22 protein-coding genes are annotated in these 17,259 nt (G+C 65.2%); 16 read left to right on the top strand and 6 right to left on the bottom strand.

Going from position 1 to position 17,259, the window contains the following annotated elements; genetic code table 11:
- The gene (locus EN786_RS13745; RefSeq protein WP_127285205.1) at positions 1–732 is read left to right on the top strand and encodes a hypothetical protein; all 732 of its coding nucleotides are present in this window, start codon (positions 1–3) and stop codon (positions 730–732) included.
- A complete protein-coding gene (locus tag EN786_RS39440) occupies positions 672–854 on the top strand; it encodes a LuxR C-terminal-related transcriptional regulator (protein ID WP_348627053.1) in 183 nt (60 codons plus the stop codon). Before EN786_RS13745 ends, EN786_RS39440 begins: the two co-directional genes overlap by 61 nt.
- A 134-nt stretch (positions 855–988) precedes the next feature.
- Here EN786_RS39440 and secA read toward each other — a convergent pair whose 3' ends face one another.
- Positions 989–3,721, bottom strand: coding sequence for a preprotein translocase subunit SecA (gene secA, locus EN786_RS13735; RefSeq protein WP_127309175.1), 2,733 nt, complete (start codon positions 3,719–3,721; stop codon positions 989–991).
- A gap of 251 nt (positions 3,722–3,972) precedes the next feature.
- On the opposite strand from secA, the gene EN786_RS13730 reads away from it, so the two are divergent.
- A complete protein-coding gene (locus EN786_RS13730; RefSeq protein WP_127285211.1) occupies positions 3,973–4,890 on the top strand; it encodes a peptidylprolyl isomerase in 918 nt (305 codons plus the stop codon).
- A 103-nt stretch (positions 4,891–4,993) separates the two neighbouring features.
- On the opposite strand, the gene EN786_RS13725 is transcribed toward EN786_RS13730, so the two are convergent.
- Entirely contained in the window at positions 4,994–5,590 is a 597-nt protein-coding gene (locus EN786_RS13725) for a TetR/AcrR family transcriptional regulator (RefSeq protein WP_127285207.1), read from the bottom strand.
- A gap of 212 nt (positions 5,591–5,802) precedes the next feature.
- Between EN786_RS13725 and argJ the strand changes: the two genes are divergently transcribed.
- The 5 genes from argJ to EN786_RS13700 all read left to right on the top strand — a co-directional run bounded on the left by argJ (position 5,803) and on the right by EN786_RS13700 (position 8,948).
- Positions 5,803–7,044 carry a bifunctional glutamate N-acetyltransferase/amino-acid acetyltransferase ArgJ gene (gene argJ, locus EN786_RS13720; protein WP_127285208.1) on the top strand — a complete coding sequence of 414 codons (1,242 nt, stop codon included), beginning with the start codon at positions 5,803–5,805 and terminating at the stop codon, positions 7,042–7,044.
- 29 nt (positions 7,045–7,073) lie between these two features.
- Positions 7,074–7,823: a GNAT family N-acetyltransferase gene (locus EN786_RS13715; RefSeq protein ID WP_127285212.1), complete on the top strand. Its 750-nt coding sequence runs from the start codon at positions 7,074–7,076 to the stop codon at positions 7,821–7,823.
- Complete coding sequence (locus EN786_RS13710) at positions 7,820–8,242, top strand: (deoxy)nucleoside triphosphate pyrophosphohydrolase (RefSeq protein WP_127285209.1); 423 nt, start codon at positions 7,820–7,822, stop codon at positions 8,240–8,242. The genes EN786_RS13715 and EN786_RS13710 overlap by 4 nt, the downstream gene beginning before the upstream one ends.
- 103 nt (positions 8,243–8,345) lie before the next feature.
- The gene (locus EN786_RS13705; RefSeq protein ID WP_127285210.1) at positions 8,346–8,654 is read left to right on the top strand and encodes a hypothetical protein; all 309 of its coding nucleotides are present in this window, start codon (positions 8,346–8,348) and stop codon (positions 8,652–8,654) included.
- A 105-nt stretch (positions 8,655–8,759) separates the two neighbouring features.
- Positions 8,760–8,948: a Flp family type IVb pilin gene (locus tag EN786_RS13700; RefSeq protein WP_127309173.1), complete on the top strand. Its 189-nt coding sequence runs from the start codon at positions 8,760–8,762 to the stop codon at positions 8,946–8,948.
- A gap of 6 nt (positions 8,949–8,954) precedes the next feature.
- Here EN786_RS13700 and EN786_RS13695 read toward each other — a convergent pair whose 3' ends face one another.
- Positions 8,955–9,827 carry a methyltransferase domain-containing protein gene (locus tag EN786_RS13695; protein ID WP_127286040.1) on the bottom strand — a complete coding sequence of 291 codons (873 nt, stop codon included), beginning with the start codon at positions 9,825–9,827 and terminating at the stop codon, positions 8,955–8,957.
- Between the two features lie 55 nt (positions 9,828–9,882).
- Between EN786_RS13695 and EN786_RS13690 the strand changes: the two genes are divergently transcribed.
- The 4 genes from EN786_RS13690 to EN786_RS13675 all read left to right on the top strand — a co-directional run bounded on the left by EN786_RS13690 (position 9,883) and on the right by EN786_RS13675 (position 12,323).
- Positions 9,883–10,683: a ComF family protein gene (locus EN786_RS13690; protein WP_127286041.1), complete on the top strand. Its 801-nt coding sequence runs from the start codon at positions 9,883–9,885 to the stop codon at positions 10,681–10,683.
- A gap of 85 nt (positions 10,684–10,768) precedes the next feature.
- The gene (gene grxC, locus EN786_RS13685) at positions 10,769–11,038 is read left to right on the top strand and encodes a glutaredoxin 3 (protein ID WP_127286042.1); all 270 of its coding nucleotides are present in this window, start codon (positions 10,769–10,771) and stop codon (positions 11,036–11,038) included.
- Between the two features lie 2 nt (positions 11,039–11,040).
- Positions 11,041–11,901, top strand: coding sequence for a carbon-nitrogen hydrolase family protein (locus tag EN786_RS13680; RefSeq protein ID WP_127286043.1), 861 nt, complete (start codon positions 11,041–11,043; stop codon positions 11,899–11,901).
- On the top strand, positions 11,898–12,323 hold the full coding sequence (locus EN786_RS13675; protein ID WP_127286044.1) for a DUF1178 family protein: 426 nt from the start codon (positions 11,898–11,900) through the stop codon (positions 12,321–12,323). Before EN786_RS13680 ends, EN786_RS13675 begins: the two co-directional genes overlap by 4 nt.
- A 4-nt stretch (positions 12,324–12,327) precedes the next feature.
- On the opposite strand, the gene EN786_RS13670 is transcribed toward EN786_RS13675, so the two are convergent.
- A complete protein-coding gene (locus EN786_RS13670) occupies positions 12,328–12,813 on the bottom strand; it encodes a MarR family transcriptional regulator (RefSeq protein ID WP_127286045.1) in 486 nt (161 codons plus the stop codon).
- Positions 12,814–12,914: 101 nt separating this feature from the next.
- Between EN786_RS13670 and EN786_RS13665 the strand changes: the two genes are divergently transcribed.
- Positions 12,915–13,829 (top strand): DMT family transporter, encoded by a 915-nt coding sequence (locus EN786_RS13665; protein ID WP_127309172.1) that lies wholly within the window; start codon positions 12,915–12,917, stop codon positions 13,827–13,829.
- A gap of 10 nt (positions 13,830–13,839) precedes the next feature.
- Here the strand turns inward: EN786_RS13665 and ubiG are convergent, their stop codons facing one another.
- Positions 13,840–14,589 (bottom strand): bifunctional 2-polyprenyl-6-hydroxyphenol methylase/3-demethylubiquinol 3-O-methyltransferase UbiG, encoded by a 750-nt coding sequence (gene ubiG, locus EN786_RS13660; RefSeq protein ID WP_127286047.1) that lies wholly within the window; start codon positions 14,587–14,589, stop codon positions 13,840–13,842.
- Between the two features lie 56 nt (positions 14,590–14,645).
- On the opposite strand from ubiG, the gene EN786_RS13655 reads away from it, so the two are divergent.
- Together EN786_RS13655 and EN786_RS13650 are read left to right on the top strand one after the other, a co-directional pair.
- Entirely contained in the window at positions 14,646–14,831 is a 186-nt protein-coding gene (locus tag EN786_RS13655) for a hypothetical protein (protein WP_127286048.1), read from the top strand.
- A 32-nt stretch (positions 14,832–14,863) separates the two neighbouring features.
- Positions 14,864–15,430 (top strand): putative glycolipid-binding domain-containing protein, encoded by a 567-nt coding sequence (locus EN786_RS13650; RefSeq protein ID WP_127309171.1) that lies wholly within the window; start codon positions 14,864–14,866, stop codon positions 15,428–15,430.
- A 48-nt stretch (positions 15,431–15,478) separates the two neighbouring features.
- On the opposite strand, the gene EN786_RS13645 is transcribed toward EN786_RS13650, so the two are convergent.
- Positions 15,479–15,775, bottom strand: a complete 297-nt coding sequence (locus EN786_RS13645; RefSeq protein ID WP_127309170.1) for a hypothetical protein — start codon at positions 15,773–15,775, stop codon at positions 15,479–15,481.
- A 220-nt stretch (positions 15,776–15,995) separates the two neighbouring features.
- Between EN786_RS13645 and EN786_RS13640 the strand changes: the two genes are divergently transcribed.
- The gene (locus EN786_RS13640; RefSeq protein ID WP_127286051.1) at positions 15,996–17,249 is read left to right on the top strand and encodes an aspartate kinase; all 1,254 of its coding nucleotides are present in this window, start codon (positions 15,996–15,998) and stop codon (positions 17,247–17,249) included.
- Positions 17,250–17,259 lie beyond the last annotated feature (10 nt).

The raw sequence follows: 17,259 nt of genomic DNA, 5'->3' as shown, positions 1-17,259 counted from the left end.
ATGGTTGATAGTGAAGAATCTGGAGCGACCGGCATTTCGAGGTTGTCCTTGGTGCTGATTTTCGGAGGGGTGATAGTGCTGTGGATCGCTACACCGTTCGCCATGCGATGTATTTATCCGAACCTGTCTGATAGAGGCCTTTCCGGAGACTTATATGGAAGCGTAAATGCCTTGTTTTCAGGACTGGCGTTTGCTGGTGTTATAGTCGCCATTTTGCTGCAGAGAGAGGAGTTGGCCCTTCAAAGGGAGGAGCAAAAGCAGATGCGCGAAGAAGTCCAGCGGTCTACCGAAGCTCAGAATGAGGCGCAAAGGGCATTGAATAAGACCATATATGCCCAGACATTCAAGGTAGCTCTGGATATCATCGAATCGCCTGAAGCTGTTTCCGCGAGGGGCGTTGTTGCTCGTGCAAAGGAAGAATTTCGGAAGCCCGTAGGCGAGTGGGATGCGGGCCAGAGGGCCGCTGCGGAGACTGTGGCTAGAACTTTCGAATCGGTTGGAACGCTGATCAAGCATGGGCTACTTCCTGCGGCGTATATTGTAGAAACTTGGAGTGTCCCGATCGAAAGGAATTGGGTAGTCCTCGAGCCTTATGTGTTGGATCTTCGGGCATCGCGAAGCGATCCGTATGCTGCTGTAGATTTCGAAATTCTGGCTGACGAGGCCAGCAAATTCCTGCAAAAGTCAGCGAGAACTCCCTTGGCGAGCGCGGCTTCTCCAACAAGCGGATAGCCGAGCATCTGACCATCTCGCCGAAGACGGTCGATCACCATGTCTCGGCGGTGCTGGGCAAGCTGGACGCGGTCTCGCGCGGCGAGGCGTCCGCCGCCGCGCGCGCTTCAGGACTGGTGTGATCGCGAACGGCCGCGCTGCCCCTCATCCGGCCCTTCGGGCCACCTTCTCCCCGTGAAACGGGGAGAAGGAAGGTCGCCTTGTTCTGACGCAATTCCGGGCGGAAAACCGCTTCACACTTTTCCTGGAATTGCTCTCAAGCGAACGCGCCGTGGCAGTGCTTGTATTTCTTGCCGGAGCCGCAGGGGCAGGCCTCGTTGCGGCCGATCTTGCCCCAGGTGGCGGGGTTGTTCGGGTCGCGGTCCTCCGCCGCGACGATCGCATTGGATTCCTGGCGCACCAGGAGCGCCGTCTCGCCGCCCTGGAAGTCGTCCTCGCCAGTCGTGCCGTCGATATGGCTGCCGAACATGTCGGGCGCCTCGGGCGGCGGCGCTTCGGCGGCCTGGCGGACCAGCTCGACACGCATCAGCTGCGCGGTGACGGCCTGACGCAGATTGCCGAGCATGCCCTGGAACAGCTCGAAGGCTTCGCCCTTGTATTCCTGCAGCGGATCGCGCTGGGCGTAGCCGCGGAAGCCGACGACCGAACGCAGATGGTCGAGATTGACGATGTGCTCGCGCCAGAGGTGGTCCAGCGTCTGCAGCACCACCGAGCGTTCGACATAGCTCATCACGTCGGGGCCGAAACGCTCGGCGCGTTCCTTGGCGGCCGTCTCGGCGGCGGCGGTGATGCGCTCGCGGATGTCGTCCTCGGCGATGCCTTCTTCCTTGGCCCACTCCTCGACCGGCAGGTCGAGGTTGAGGAACTCGGCCACTTCGGCCTTGAGGCCGGCGACATTCCACTGCTCGGCATAGGCGTTTTCGGGAATGTTCTTGGCGACGATCTCCTCGATGACGCCGTCGCGCATCTCGGCGACCGTTTCCGACAGGCCTTCGCCGTCCATCAGCTCGATGCGCTGCTCGAACACCACCTTGCGCTGGTCGTTGGAGACGTCGTCATATTTCAACAGGTTCTTGCGGATGTCGAAGTTGCGCGCCTCGACCTTCTTCTGCGCTTTTTCCAGCGCCTTGTTGATCCAGGGATGGATGATCGCCTCGTCTTCCTTGAGGCCGAGCTTCTGCAGCATGCCGTCCATGCGCTCGGATCCGAAGATGCGCATCAGGTCGTCCTGCAGGGACAGGAAGAATTTCGAACGGCCAGGATCGCCCTGGCGGCCGGAGCGGCCGCGAAGCTGGTTGTCGATGCGGCGCGATTCATGGCGCTCGGTGGCGAGCACGTAGAGGCCGCCGGCGGCGAGCGCCTTTTCCTTCAGGCGGGCGACGTCGTCGCGGATTGCCTTTTCCTTGGCCTCGCGCTCCGGCCCTTCCGGCAGGTCGCCGAGCTCCTCGGCGATGCGCATTTCGGCGTTGCCGCCGAGCTGGATGTCGGTGCCGCGGCCGGCCATGTTGGTGGCGATGGTGATGGCGCCGGGCTTGCCGGCCTGGGCGACGATGGCCGCCTCGCGCTCGTGGTGGCGGGCATTGAGCACTTCGAAACTCTTGAAGCCGTCCTTGCGCAGGCGCTCGGCGAGCTGCTCGGATTTCTCGATCGAGGTGGTGCCGACCAGGATCGGCTGGCCCTTGTCGCGCGCTTCCTTGATCTCCTTGACGATCGCCTTGTACTTCTCGTCGACGGTCCGGTAGACCTCGTCGTCCTCGTCCTTGCGCACGACCGGCAGGTTGGTCGGGATCTCGGTGACCTCGAGATTGTAGATGTTGCCGAACTCCTCGGCCTCGGTCAGCGCCGTGCCGGTCATGCCGGCGAGCTTGTCGTAGAGGCGGAAATAGTTCTGGAAGGTGACGGACGCCAGCGTCTGGTTCTCCGGCTGGATCGCCACGTGCTCCTTGGCCTCGAGCGCCTGGTGCAGGCCTTCAGAATAGCGGCGGCCGGGCATCATGCGTCCGGTGAACTCGTCGATGATGACGATCTCGCCGTTGCGCACGATATAGTCCTTGTCGCGCTGGAACAGCTGGTGCGCCTTGAGCGCATTGTTGACATGGTGGACGATGGCGACGTTCTCGACGTCGTAAAGCGACTCGCCCTTCAGAAGGCCGGCGTCGCGCAGCATGTTCTCGAGCTTCTCGGTGCCCTCCTCGGTGAAGATCGAGGTCTTCTGCTTCTCGTCGATCTCGTAGTCGGCCGGGCCGAGCTTGAGCATGAAGGCGTCGATGGTGTTGTACATCTCCGAACGGTCCTCGAGCGGACCGGAGATGATCAGCGGCGTGCGCGCCTCGTCGACCAGGATGGAATCGACTTCGTCGACGATGGCGTAGCTGTGACCGCGCTGCACCATCTGCGCGCGCTCGTATTTCATGTTGTCGCGCAGATAGTCGAAGCCGAGCTCGTTGTTGGTGGCGTAGGTGACGTCGGCGGCGTAGGCGGCGCGACGCTCCTCGTCGGAAAGGCCGTGGACGATGACGCCGACGGTGAGGCCGAGGAACTTGTAGATGCGGCCCATCCATTCGGAGTCGCGGGTGGCGAGGTAGTCGTTGACGGTGACGACGTGGACGCCCTTGCCGGCGAGCGCATTGAGATAGACGGGCAGGGTGCCGACCAGGGTCTTGCCCTCGCCGGTGCGCATCTCGGCGATGCCGCCATTGTGCAGCACCATGCCGCCGATCAGCTGCACGTCGAAAGGACGCAGGCCGAGCACGCGGCGCGCGGCCTCGCGCACAGTGGCGAAGGCCGGGATCAAGAGATCATCGAGCGAGGCGCCATTGGCGATATCCTGGCGGAACTTTTCCGTGCGGCCGCGAAGCTCGACGTCGGAAAGCGCCCGCATCTCGTTTTCCATGGCATTGATGGCCTCGACCCGCGGCCGGGTCGCCTTCACCCGGCGATCGTTGGAGGAGCCGAAAACCTTACGGGCGAGACCGCCGAGACTGACCATCCAATGGCCCTTTCGATAGCATTCTTAATCGTTGCGACAGGCACCGGGCGGCCCCATCAAATCCGCGTGAAACGCGGACAAACGCAAAAAGCGCCCGGAAAACGGTTCTGGACGCAAAGTCGTTGGACAGATAAGAGGGGGCTCAAACGATGTCAACGCCGCGCTGGTCCTGCCGACCGCGCCAAATTCCGCCACAATCTGGCCGATCTGAAGCCATTCAGCCCAAGCAATCCCCACCGGAGTTAATCTTGATGACCTTATCGTTCCGCCGTGCGTCGCTCGCCAGCCTTGGCCTGGCATTCGGACTGTCGGCTCTGTCGCTGTCGCCGCTGATGGCGCAGGAAACCGCCCCGGCCCAGCCGGCTGCCCCGGCCGCGGCCGCCAAGCCGGTCGATCCGAACGCCGTGGTCGCGACGATCAACGGCCAGCCGCTGACCGAGGCGGACCTTGGGCTTGCGGAAGGCGAGCTGTCGCAGCAGTTCCAGCAACTGCCGCCGGAACAGCGCCGCGCGGCCGCCCTTTCGGCGGCCATAGAGATCCGCGTCATGGCGGCCCAGGCGGTCGCCACCGGCCTCGACAAGGATGCCGACTTCCAGCGCCGCATGGCGTTCCTGCAGCAGCGCGCGCTGCATGGCGAGATGGTCGAGAAGGGCGTCGTCAACAAGGTGACCGACGCCGAGATTCGCGCCCGCTACGACCAGGAGATCGCCAACACGCCGCCGGTCAACGAGGTGCACGCCCGTCACATCCTCGTGAAGACCAAGGAAGAGGCAGAGGCGATCATCAAGCAGCTCGACGGCGGCGCCGATTTCCAGAAGCTTGCCAACGAGCACACCAGCGATCCGAGCGGCAAGTCCAACGGCGGCGATCTCGGCTGGTTCGGACCGGGGCAGATGGTTCCCGAGTTCGACAAGGCGGCGTTCGCGCTCGAGGTCGGCAAATACACCAAGGAGCCGGTGCAGTCGCAGTTCGGCTGGCACGTCATCAAGCTCGAGGACAAGCGCGCCAAGCAGCCGCCGGCCTTCGAGGAGGTCAAGGACCAGGCCAAGCAGGCCGTCATCCGCGACAAGTATTTCGCGCTGGTGAAGCAGCTGCGCGCCGACGCCAAGGTCGAGATCCCCGACGCCAACCTGAAGAAGGCGGTCGAGACGATCGAAAGCGGCAAGTAAGGCCCGCGACAGCTCATCAGTCTTGCGAAGGGCGCCGTTCGGCGCCCTTTTCGTTTGCGGCATGGAAACAAGCGTGTCGTGCCGGCAGCCCGAGCCCGGCGGCTCAGCGCTTGGCGGAAATGCCGGAGATCACATAGCGGACGGCAGTGCGCAGCGTCGCCTGGTCCTCGTCGAGCCGGTTGGTAAGAAGGTGCCTCCAGGCATAGGAGGCGATGAGGTCGGCGACGATGCCGGCATCGACTTCGGGCGCGACCTCGCCGCGCGCCTTGGCGCGCTCGATCACCTGGCCGGTGTGGGCGCGGCGTCCGGTCGCGTAGCCGGCCAGGGCCGCCGCAGCGTGGCTATCCGACTGCGCCTCGGCGATCAGCGATCTGAACACATTGCCCGACGCTGTCAGGCGCCAGTGCGCGAACAGGTTCTTCAGGAAGCCGACAAGATCGTCCTCGAGATTGCCGGTGTCGGGGACGTCGACCCGCTTCTGCCGCTGGTAGACGTCGAGCAGCAGGGCGGCCTTGCTCGGCCACCAGCGATAGATGGTCGGCTTGCCGGCCCGCGCCCGGCGCGCCACCGCCTCGATCGAGAAGCCGGAATAGCCGGCCTCCGCCAGCACCGCCTCGGCGGCGTCGAGAATGGCGTCGGCGCTGTCGGGATTGCGCCTGGCGCCGATCGATTTGCGCCCGGTTCCGGCGGCCTCGCCCATCTGCCTTGTCCTTGCCGATATGTCTTGCCCGCAGGATACAAGGCTTCTCGGTGAAACGATACGGCCCGTTCCGGGGCCTCCCCAAATGCGCGGCCTTGCAGGCGTGCGGAGCGGGTTGGCGCGGCCGGCAGGAGCGACGAAAACGCCCTTGCGCCGGCGCGTCGTATCGGGCAAACCGGCCTTCCCCAGCGTTTCCGCCGCCCGAGGTCCTCATGTCCGCAACGATTTCGCCGCTCGCGCCGAAGAAATATCCAAAAATGCCCGCGATCGAGGGCGTGCGCATCGCCACCGCCGAGGCGGGGATCAAATACAAGAACCGCACCGACCTCCTGGCCATGGTCTTCGATCCGGGCACCGCCGTCGCCGGGGTGTTCACCAAGTCGAAATGCCCGTCGGCGCCGGTCGATTTCTGCCGGCAGAACCTCGGCGCCGGCAAGGCGCGCGTGCTGGTGGTCAATTCCGGCAACGCCAATGCCTTCACCGGCAAGAAGGGCCGCGCTTCAACGGCGCTGACCGGCGAGGCGGCGGCCAAGGCCGCCGGATGCGCCACTAGCGAGGTGTTCCTGGCCTCCACCGGCGTCATCGGCGAGCCGCTCGACACGGCCAGGTTCAGCCATCTGCTCGCCGGGCTGGTCAAGGACGGCAAGCCCGACCTGTGGACCGAGGCGGCCAAGGCCATCATGACGACCGACACCTATCCGAAGGTGGCGACGGCGACGGTGAAGCTCGGCGACGCCAACGTCACCATCAACGGCATCGCCAAGGGCGCCGGCATGATCGCGCCCGACATGGCGACCATGCTCTCCTTCATCGCCACCGACGCGCCGATCGCCGCACCCGTGCTGCAGGATCTGTTGTCGCGCGGCACCGCCAAGACCTTCAACGCGGTCACCGTCGACAGCGACACCTCGACCAGCGACACGCTGCTGCTGTTTGCCACCGGCGCCGCTGCCAAGCGCGGCGCGCCCGCGATCAGCGATGCCAAGGACGCGCGGCTCGGCGCGTTCCGCCGTGCGCTCGGCAAGGTGCTGAAGACGCTGGCGCTGCAGGTGGTGCGCGACGGCGAGGGCGCGCGCAAGCAGGTCGAAGTCACCGTCACCGGCGCCAAGTCGGCCCGTTCGGCCAAGCGCATCGCGCTGTCGATCGCCAATTCGCCGCTGGTCAAGACGGCCGTCGCCGGCGAGGACGCCAATTGGGGCCGCGTCGTCATGGCGGTCGGCAAGGCCGGCGAACCCGCCGACCGCGACCTTTTGTCGATCTGGTTCGGCGACAACAGGCTGGCGCATGAGGGCGAGCGCGATCCGGCTTATTCCGAGGAAGCGACCTCGGCCTATATGAAGCGCGACGATATCCGCATCCGCGCCGATATCGGCATCGGCCGCGGCAAGGCGACGGTGTGGACGTGCGACCTCACCAAGGAATATGTCGCCATCAACGGCGATTACCGGAGCTGAGGGCGTTGGTGTCCAGACATCCGGCAAGCATGCTCGCGACCGTGCGCCGCTACGAGGCGGCCGGTTTCCGCGCCTGGCCGGCGGCCGCCGTCCATTATGACGGCACCTGGGTGGTACGGCTGACGGCCGGGCATCCGGCCAAGCGGCTGAACTCGGTCAATCCGCTCGACCCCGGCGACACCCAGCACATCGCCGAGCGCATCGGCCGCGCCAGCCGGCGTTTCGACGCCTATGGCCGGCCGCTGACGTTCCGAATATCGCCGCTGTCAGGCCCTGTCCTTTCCAAACATCTCGACGGCGAAGGCTGGAGCAGATTCGACGAATCCCTGGTGATGCGGCTGCCGCTGGCCGACGCCCGGCTCGACACCGCCATGGACCAGATTCCGCTGAAAGACATCAGCCGCTTCATCGGCGCGTCGCTGAAGGTCAGCGGCTCGGACGTGTCGCTCAGGCCAGGCCTGTCGGAGATCATCGGCGCCATCCAGCCCGAGGCCGGGCTGTTCGCGCTCGAGGACGGCAACGAGCCGCTGGCGACGCTGATCTGTGTCCATGACGGCGACCTCGCCGGATTGTTCGAGATCGCCACCGACAGATCGGTGCGCAACCAAGGCCACGGCCGCAACCTTATCCTGTCGGCGCTGAAATGGGCGCGGCTGCGCGGCGCGCGGGAGGCCTGGCTGCAGGTCGAGGCCGGCAACGCGCCGGCGCTGGGGCTCTACCGGTCGCTGGGCTTCGAGGAGGTCTACCGCTACCACTATCGTCGGCCGCCCGGCGCATGAGCGAGGTCAAGCCACCCGGCAAGCGCCTGCTTCTCGTCGCCGCCTGCGCGCTGGTCGATGCGGATGGTCGCGTGCTCCTGGCGCAGCGCCCCGAAGGCAAGCAGCTCGCCGGCCTGTGGGAATTCCCGGGCGGCAAGGTCGAGCCCGGTGAAACACCTGAGGAGTGCCTGATCCGGGAGCTCCAGGAGGAACTCGGCATCGAAACGGACATCCCCTGTCTCGCGCCGCTCACCTTCGCCAGCCACAGCTACGATGATTTTCACCTGCTGATGCCGCTCTTCGTCTGCCGCCGCTTCCGCGGAATCGCGCAGCCAAGGGAAGGGCAGGGGCTGAAATGGGTGCGGCCGCGCCAGATGCGCGACTATCCGATGCCGCCGGCCGACGCGCCGCTGATCCAGTTCCTCATCGATCTCCTGTGAGCGCCTGGGCGCTGGTTTTAGCCAGCGTTAATGGAAGATTTATCCCGGTGTGGAAAATTGAGGCAAAGCCGGGTCCCGGCCGATTCGCGTGGGGAGCGATTGCATGAGCCTCGACAAAGACTGGGACTCGATCCGGCCGGAGCGCGGCTTTCGCGCCGCCGATGCCGGTATGGGCATATTGCGCATCACGCTTCTGTTCGGCTCGGCCGCGGTGGCGCTCGCCTTGATCGCCGCGCCTTTGCTCGACAGCCAGACCCGGTCAGCCCGCGACGGTTTTGCCGGCGTCGACACGATGAGCACCGGTACGATCGGCCATCGCGACACCTATACGCTGCGCCGCAGCGTCTTGCAGCCTCTGCCCAGTTCGGTCTGCGTGATCCGCAGCGACGGCTCGCGCAGCGGGGAGTGTTGATATAGTTAACAAATTTCCGAGAAACGACCCGTTTCACCGCCTGTTAAGCTTTTGCCGTTAACCTTTCTTAACAGGTAGGAGCTATGGTCCTGGCAAGAGGGATCGATGACCATGAAAAAGCTTCTGCAACAGTTCGTCCACGACGAGAGAGGCGCGACAGCCATTGAATATGGCCTGATCGCCGCAGTGCTGTCGCTTGCCATCGTCGGCGGCGTCGGCAGGGCAGCCAATGCGATACAGTGGCTGTTCAGCGACACCAACAGCCAGCTCGTCAACGCCTTCGCCCAGCACTGATCGGTCTCAACGCCGCTGCGGGTCTTCCAGGATCGTCTTCAGCGAAACCTTTGCCGAGCCCGGCTTCAGCGGCTTTTGCTGCGAAGCATCGGGCGCCCAGCCTGACAGCCATACAATCGAGAAGCTCGCCCTGATCCGGCCGTCGGGGTCGGAAAACCGCTCCGCGTAGATCTCGGCGGCGCGGGCGAGGAAATTTCGCGTGCCGGGCCGCCGGCTGCGGTCGACGAGCGCGCTGCTCTCGCCCATGGCTCTGAGATCGGCGAGCAGGTCGAACATGGTGTCGTAGCGGACCGTCACCGTCTCGACATCGGCGACCGGCAGCGCCAGGCCGGCGCGCTGCAGCAGCGCGCCGGCGTCGCGGACATCGGTGAAGGGAATGACGCGCGGGCTGGCGCCGCCGTAGAGCTCGGTCTCGGCGGCGAGCAGGCTCTCGCGCAATTCGGAAAGCGTGCCGGCGCCGGCCAGGGCGCCGAGGAAAAGCCCGTCTGGCCGCAGCGCCCGGCGGATCTGTGCCAGCATGCCGGGAATATCGTTCATCGCCTGCAACGACAGCAGCGAGACAACCAGATCGAGGCTCTCGGCCTCGAACGGCACCGTCTCCAGCGGCGCGACAAGGCCTGCCCTGTCTCCGAGGAAAGCCGCGTCCGCTTCGACGCGCGCGATCTCCGCCGCCTTGCCGCTTTCGGCGAGCACATCCGCTGCCGCCGGCGTCTGGCAAAACAGCGCGGCTGCCTTGCCGAAGCTGCGCTCGACGGCGCCGAGCCGGTCGGCAAGGTCATCGGCGACCCGCCGCATCAAGAAATCGGCGCCGCCCACGGTGTGGGCCAGGGCGCGGCGCTTGCGCGCCAGCCAGAGCGAGGTGTCGATGATAGGCTGCAACGGGCAGGTTCCTGTTTTCCGCGCTCCGATTATAGTGGAGCGGCGACGAAACCACGTGGCCGATCCAATGCCGAAGATCAAGGCCGTTGAACTCGGGACCATCGCGCGGCGGGCACTGGCCTTGCCGGCGCGCATCCTGTTTCCGCCGGTCTGCGCCGGCTGCCGGCGCCATGTCTCGCAGCCCGGCGTGCTGTGCGGGACCTGCTGGCCGAAGCTCAGGCTGCTGGAACGGCCCTGGTGCGCGGTGATGGGCACGCCGTTCACCCATGACATGGGCGAAGGCTTCCTCTCGGCCGAAGCGATCGCCGATCCGCCGCCCTTCGAACGGGCGCGGGCCGCGGTCGTCTATTCCGGCGTGGCGCGCCAGATGGTGCAAGGCCTGAAGTATCAGGACCGCACGGATCTGGCGCCATGGATGGCGCGCTGGATGCTGCGCGCCGGAGCCGAGCTGATCGCGGAGGCCGATCTCGTCGTGCCGGTGCCGTTGCACTGGCGGCGCTTCTTCCGGCGGCAGTTCAACCAGTCGGCCGAGCTGGCCAGGGCGGTATCGCACCTCAGCGGCCTGCCTTTCTCGCCTTCGGTGGTGAGGCGCGTGAAGCTCACCCGCCAGCAGGTCGGGCTGGAGCGGCAGGAGCGCGAGGACAATGTGCGCGCCGCCTTCCGCGTGCCGACCGAGGCGGAGATCGAGATTGCCGGCCGCCGGGTGCTGTTGATCGACGATGTCTACACCACCGGCGCGACAGTGAGGTCGGTGGCCAAGGCGCTGAAGAAGGGCGGCGCCGGAGCCGTCGACGTGCTGACCTTCGCGCGCGTTTTGCCGGGGGACTTTCGGGCCGACGAGTCCGCGACTATATAAAGCGAGAATTGTTGTTTTCGTGCATGTCGTTATCCCGGAAGCGCCACGCGCCTCCAGGCGCATGCATAGGCAGGATTGCTGGCTGATGATCGATGTGACGATCTATACCCGGATGATGTGCGGCTATTGCACCGCAGCCAAGCGGCTCCTCGACCGCAAGGGCGTCGCCTATACCGAGCATGATGCTTCCTTCTCGCCGGAACTGCGCCAGGAGATGATTTCCAGAGCGCATGGCCGTACCACGTTTCCGCAGATTTTCATCGGCGACACGCATGTCGGCGGATCCGACGACCTCCATGATCTGGAGGCGGAGGGCCGGCTCGATGTGTTGCTTGCCAACGGTTCGAGGGCTTGACCATGGGTGTTTTCAAGGCAGCGGCGGTGCAGATGCGTTCGGGCGAGAGCCCGGAGCGCAACGCGGTCGATCTGGAGCACCTCGTGCGCGAGGCGGCAGGCCTTGGCGCCAGCTATGTCCAGACCCCCGAGATGACCGGCGCGCTGGTGCGCGACAAGGAGGCGCGTGCCGCCTCCTTCACCTCCGAGGACAAGGACATCATCGTCTCGACCGCCAGGAAGCTGGCCAGGGAACTCGGCATTTTCCTGCACATCGGCTCGACCGCCATCCTGCGAGCCGACGGCAAGCTGGCAAACCGCGCCATGCTGTTCGCGCCGGATGGGGCGACGATCGCCAGCTACGACAAGATCCACATGTTCGACGTCGATCTCGACAATGGCGAGAGTTGGCGCGAATCCGCCGCTTACGAGCCGGGCACCGAAGCTGTCGTCGCCGAGATCGGCGGCGCGAAGCTCGGCTTTGCCGTCTGCTACGATTTGCGCTTCCCGCAGCTCTTCCGCGCCGAGGCGCTGGCCGGTGCCGACCTGTTGTCGGTGCCCGCCGCTTTCACCCGGCAGACCGGCGAGGCGCATTGGCATGTGCTGCTTCGGGCCCGCGCCATCGAGAATGGCGCCTATGTGATTGCCGCTGCCCAGGGCGGATTGCACGAGGACGGCCGCGAGACCTATGGCCATTCGCTGATCGTCGACCCGTGGGGCCGCATTGTCGCGGAAGCGGCGCACGACCAGCCGGCAGTGATCGTCGCCGAGATCGACCCGGCGCGGTCGCTTGCCGCGCGCAGGAAGATTCCCAATCTCAAGAATGCGCGCGAGTTCTCGGTCAATGCCGGCGAGGCGCCACGCCTCAGGGGTGCCGCCTCTTGATCCGTTTCTCCCTGATCTGCGAGCACGAGCACGAATTCGAGGCGTGGTTCCGGAGCAACGACGATTTCGACACCCAGAAGAAGCGCGGTTTCGTCGATTGCCCGAGCTGCGGTTCGCACAAGGTCGACAAGGCGCTGATGGCGCCGGCCGTCTCGACCGGGCGCAAGCAGGAAAAGATCGCGCTCGCCATGGGCGAAGCGCAGAAGCAGGCGTTGGCGCAGTTGAAGGCGATGGCCGAGAAGGTGCGCGAGAATGCCGACTATGTTGGCGACAAATTCGCCGAGGAAGCGCGCAAGATCCATTTCGGCGAGACCGATCCGCGCGGCATCTATGGCGAGGCGACGGTCGACGAGGCAAAGAGTCTGGTCGAGGATGGCGTCGAGTTCATGCCGATCCCCAGCTTTCCCGACGACCGCAACTGAGCATTCAGCTCAGGCTTCCGATCAGCTTTCCAAGCAGACTGGCCAGTGTCTCCCGCTCCGGCGCGGTCAGTCCGGCGAGGATTTCATGTTCGTTGGCGACATGGGCGGCGAGCGCCTCGTCGGTCAAGGCCAAACCCTTTTCCGTCAACCGCACCACCACGCCGCGGCGGTCGCTGGGATGCGGCGCGCGTTCGATCAAACCGGCCCTCTCCAACCGGTCCAGCCGGGCGGTCATGGCGCCCGAGGTCACCATCGTCGCCTCGTAGAGATCGGTCGGCGTCAAGGCGTAGGGCGTGCCGGAGCGGCGCAGGGTCGCCAGCACGTCGAACTCGCCTTGCTGCAATCCGAAGCGGGCAAACAGCGGCGCCAGCCGCTCGCGCGAGATCAGCGAGGCGGCTTCGTTCAGCCGTCCGATCACGGCCATAGGCGAGACGTCCAGGTCCGGCCGTTCCCTTTGCCACTGCTCGATCGCCCTTGCCGCCCGATCCATCTATCTCACCGAAAAGTATCTTGACATAAAGAATCTTTGTACTATGTTATCGCAAAACACAATAGCGGCCAAGCGCCGCGATTGAACGACGGGACCATCCGATGAAACTTCTCTGGGATTCGGCGGCCGGCCTGCTGGTCGTCACCGGCGGCCTGCTCGGCCTGACGCTGCCGTTCGGCAAACTGGCGACGGCGGCCGGCGTTCCGGCCATGGTCTGGGCTTTCGTCATCTCGCTCGGCGCCGGCGGCGTGCTGTTGCTGGCGCTTCTGGTGCGCGGCGAACGCATCCGGTTGACGGCGCACAAATTACGCTATTTTTTCGTCACCGCCGCCGTGTCCTATGCGGTCCCCAATTTGCTGATGTTCTCGGCCATCCCGCATCTCGGAGCCGGTTACACCGGCATCATGTTCACGCTGTCACCCGTCGTCACGCTGGTGTTCTCGATCCTGCTCGGCGTCAGGCGGCCAAACCTGCTCGGTGTCGTCGGCATCGCGGTCGGCTTCGCCGGCGCGGTGATGGTGGCGGTCACGCGCGGCGAGGCCGGCCAGCCGGCCGAGTTCTTCTGGGTAGCGGTCGGATTGCTGATCCCGGTCAGCCTCGCTGCCGGCAACATCTACCGCACCGTCGACTGGCCCGAAGACACCGGTCCGATCGAACTTGCCGTCGGCAGCCATCTGGCCTCGGCGACGCTGCTGCTGGCCGGCATTCTGACGCTATTCGGCTGGCAGGCATTCGCTCCGCTCGGCGCGGTGCCGCTGGTGGTCGCCGGGCAGGTGGCGTCGGCCTCGGCGATGTTTGCCTTCTTCTTCCGCCTGCAGGCGGTCGGCGGTCCGGTCTATCTCAGCCAGATCGGCTATGTCGCTGCCGCGGTCGGCCTGTTCGCCGGCACGATCTTCCTTGGTGAGCACTATCAGTTGCTGACCTGGGCGGGCGCGGTGATCATCACGATCGGCGTGTTCATCACCACAAAGGCGCAGAACCAGACGAGCTTGAAGATGCGGAGCCAGGCAGCCTGACAGGGCGAGGTCAGACCGAGGCTTTTTCGGCCAGGACCATGTAGTTGACGTCCATGTCCTTCGACCGCTGCCAGCGGTCGGCCAGCGGATGGTAGACGACGCCGGTGCGGTCGATGATGGTCAGGCTGGCCGCGCCGAGGGCTTTTTCCAGCTCCTCCGGCCGTACCAGCTTGCCGAACTGGTGGGTGCCGCGCGGCAGCCAGCGCAGCACATATTCGGCGCCGATGATGGCGAGGCCGAGCGCCTTCAGCGTGCGGTTGATGGTGGCGACGAACATGATGCCGCCCGGTTTGACCATCTGGCCGCATTTGGCCACGAACAGGTCGATGTCGGCGACATGCTCGACCACTTCCATGTTGAGGATGACGTCGAATGTCTCGCCGGCGTCGGCGAGGTCCTCAGCCGTGGTGGCGCGGTAATCGACGCTGACGCCGACCTCGGCCGCGTGCAGCTTCGCCACTTCGATGTTGGTGGCGGAGGCATCGGCGCCGACCACTTCGGCTCCGAGCCGCGCCATCGGCTCGCACAGCAGACCGCCGCCGCAGCCGATGTCGAGGAAGCGCAGGCCTTCGAACGGTCTGGCCGCGCGCGGATCGCGGCCGAAGCGCGCCGCCACCTGGTCGCGGATATAGGCAAGCCGCACCGGATTGAACTTGTGCAACGGCCGGAACTTGCCGTTGGGGTTCCACCATTCGGCGGCCAGCGCGGAAAAGCGTTCCACTTCTCCGGCATCGATCGTCGACCGTCGGGGCTCTGGCATGGGCGGATCTCCTGACGCATGACCCCGAAAATCGCTTTCGATTTTCGGAAAGGATCATGCGTAAAATCAAAGTGCTAGGAAGTCGGTTGCCTGGCCGCGAATGTCAAGGCGGCTTTTTTCGACTGCTGCCACGAGCGAACAGCGAGCCTGCGCGCGCCGGCGGTCGGGCGGAGGCGTTCTGTCAGCACATGGCAGTTTCGTCGGCCCGCAACGGCAACGGCATTGCCCTGACGGACGAATGATGAGGCATGATGTTTCAAACAGGAGCGTGATCATGCGCCCGCACTCTTCGATCCTATGGCGGCGGCTCGACCTGGAAGGGCACGATGCCTGCCTGCTTTCCGATGCGGGCGACGGTTGGAAACTCAGGGGCCATGCGCTCTTCGTCCATGACGACAAGCCATGCAGCCTCGCCTATGAAGCCGACTGCGATTCCGGCTGGCGGACGCGCTCGGCGTGCGTCGACGGTTTTCTCGGCGCGGAAACCCTGCACTTTGAGATCGAGCGGCTTGCCGATGGCGGCTGGACGCTGAACGGCGCCGGCCAGGCGGAGGTCGCCGGGCTGATCGACGTCGATCTCGGCTTCACGCCCGCCACGAACCTCCTGGCGATCCGCCGCTTCGACCTCGGAGTCGGCATGTCGACGCCCGCGCCGGCCGCCTATCTGGCCTTTCCCGAACTCAGGCTGATGCGCCTCGAGCAGAGCTACCGGCGGCTCGACGATACTCGTTACGGCTATGATGCGCCGATGTTCGGCTACAACGCGATCCTGGAAGTTTCACCGGCTGGTTTCGTCCTCGATTACCCCGGCCTGTGGCGAAGCGCGGCGCGGCTGGAATGAGGATCGGCGTCCCAGCACGCCAGGAATCCGCCGGCAGCGGGATCAAGGTCAGACGGCGAGCGCCACCGCCAGATGCTTCATGTCGACGCTGGCGGGATCGATGGCCCGCATCGCCTGGCAATCGCCGATCTCGGCCATGATCCGACCGGCGGCGGCAAGCGCCTGCTCGCGGCTCTGCCAGCGCACCAGATCGACCCAGCCGCCGTCGTCCTGCCTGGCCAGGCAGCGGCTGAGGAAACCGGGCTGCCGCGCCAGCCAGTCGCTGAGCAGGCCGTTGCCGGCGACAAAGCCTGCTTCGGTTCCGGGCTTCAGCCGGAAGGTGACGATTTCCAGGGTCTCGGCCATCTATCCTCCTCGTTGTCGGGCTTCCAGGCTCATCTATCGCATGACCTGGTGCTCAAATCTGTCAGCAACCCCGATATTTTCAGCGCGAATCGTTGTTGCGCGCCATCGCTTGCGAAATCCTGATCATTTGGCTAAGGAGGCCGCGCATTCAGCACCCGGCCTTGGCCGGCGTGTTTTTCGGCCCCACGGCCCAGCATCCAGTCAAAGGCATTTCGTTTCCATGGCGCGCATCGTGATGAAATTCGGCGGAACCTCCGTCGCCGACATCGCCCGCATCCGCAACGTGGCGCGCCATGTCAAACGCGAGGTCGACGCCGGCCATGAGGTCGCGGTCGTGGTCTCGGCGATGGCCGGCAAGACCAATGAACTGGTCGGCTGGACGCGCGAGGCCTCGCCGATGCACGACGCGCGCGAATATGACGCCGTGGTCGCCTCCGGCGAGCAGGTCACGGCCGGTCTCCTGGCGATCACGCTGCAGAACATGGGCGTTCATGCCCGCTCCTGGCAGGGCTGGCAGATCCCGATCAAGACCGACAACGCGCATGGCGCGGCGCGCATTCTCGACATCGACGGCGGCTTCCTGATCAAGCGCTTCGGCGAGGGCCAGGTGGCCGTCATCGCCGGGTTCCAGGGCATCGGCCCGGACAACCGCATCGCAACGCTCGGCCGCGGCGGCTCCGACACCAGCGCCGTGGCGATCGCGGCGGCGGTCAAGGCCGACCGCTGCGACATCTATACCGATGTCGACGGCGTCTACACCACCGATCCGCGCATCGAGCCGAAGGCGCGGCGGCTGGCCAAGATTTCCTTCGAGGAAATGCTCGAAATGGCCTCGCTCGGCGCCAAGGTGCTGCAGGTGCGCTCGGTCGAGCTTGCCATGGTGCACAGGGTGCGTACCTTCGTGCGGTCGTCCTTCGACGATCCCGACGCGCCCGGAATGGGGGATTTGCTCAATCCGCCCGGAACGCTTATTTGCGACGAGGAAGAGATCGTGGAACAGCAGGTCGTCACCGGAATTGCCTACGCCAAGGACGAGGCGCAGATTTCGCTGCGCCGCGTCGGCGATCGTCCCGGCGTTGCCGCCGGCATCTTCGGGCCGCTGGCCGAAGCCAACATCAATGTCGACATGATCGTCCAGAACATCTCCGAGGACGGCAAGTTCACCGACATGACCTTCACGGTGCCGTCGGGCGACGTCGACAAGGCGCTTGCGGTGCTGGAGCGCCTGAAAGCCGATGTCGGCTATGACGTGGTGCAGTCGGAAGCCGGCATGTCGAAGGTGTCGGTCATCGGCATCGGCATGCGCAGCCACGCGGGTGTCGCCGCCACCGCCTTCAAGGCGCTGGCCGACAAGGCGATCAATATCCGGGCCATCACCACTTCCGAGATCAAGATTTCGATACTGATCGACGGTCCGTATACCGAATTGGCGGTTCGCACTTTGCATTCCGTCTACGGTCTGGATAAGCAATAGCAAGACTGAA

The organism is Mesorhizobium sp. M4B.F.Ca.ET.143.01.1.1, from assembly GCF_004792275.1.
GTDB classification, from domain to species: Bacteria; Pseudomonadota; Alphaproteobacteria; order Rhizobiales; family Rhizobiaceae; genus Mesorhizobium; species Mesorhizobium abyssinicae.
Note: the sequence above shows the minus strand (reverse complement) of the source record. Positions and strands in the feature narration are given on the sequence as shown.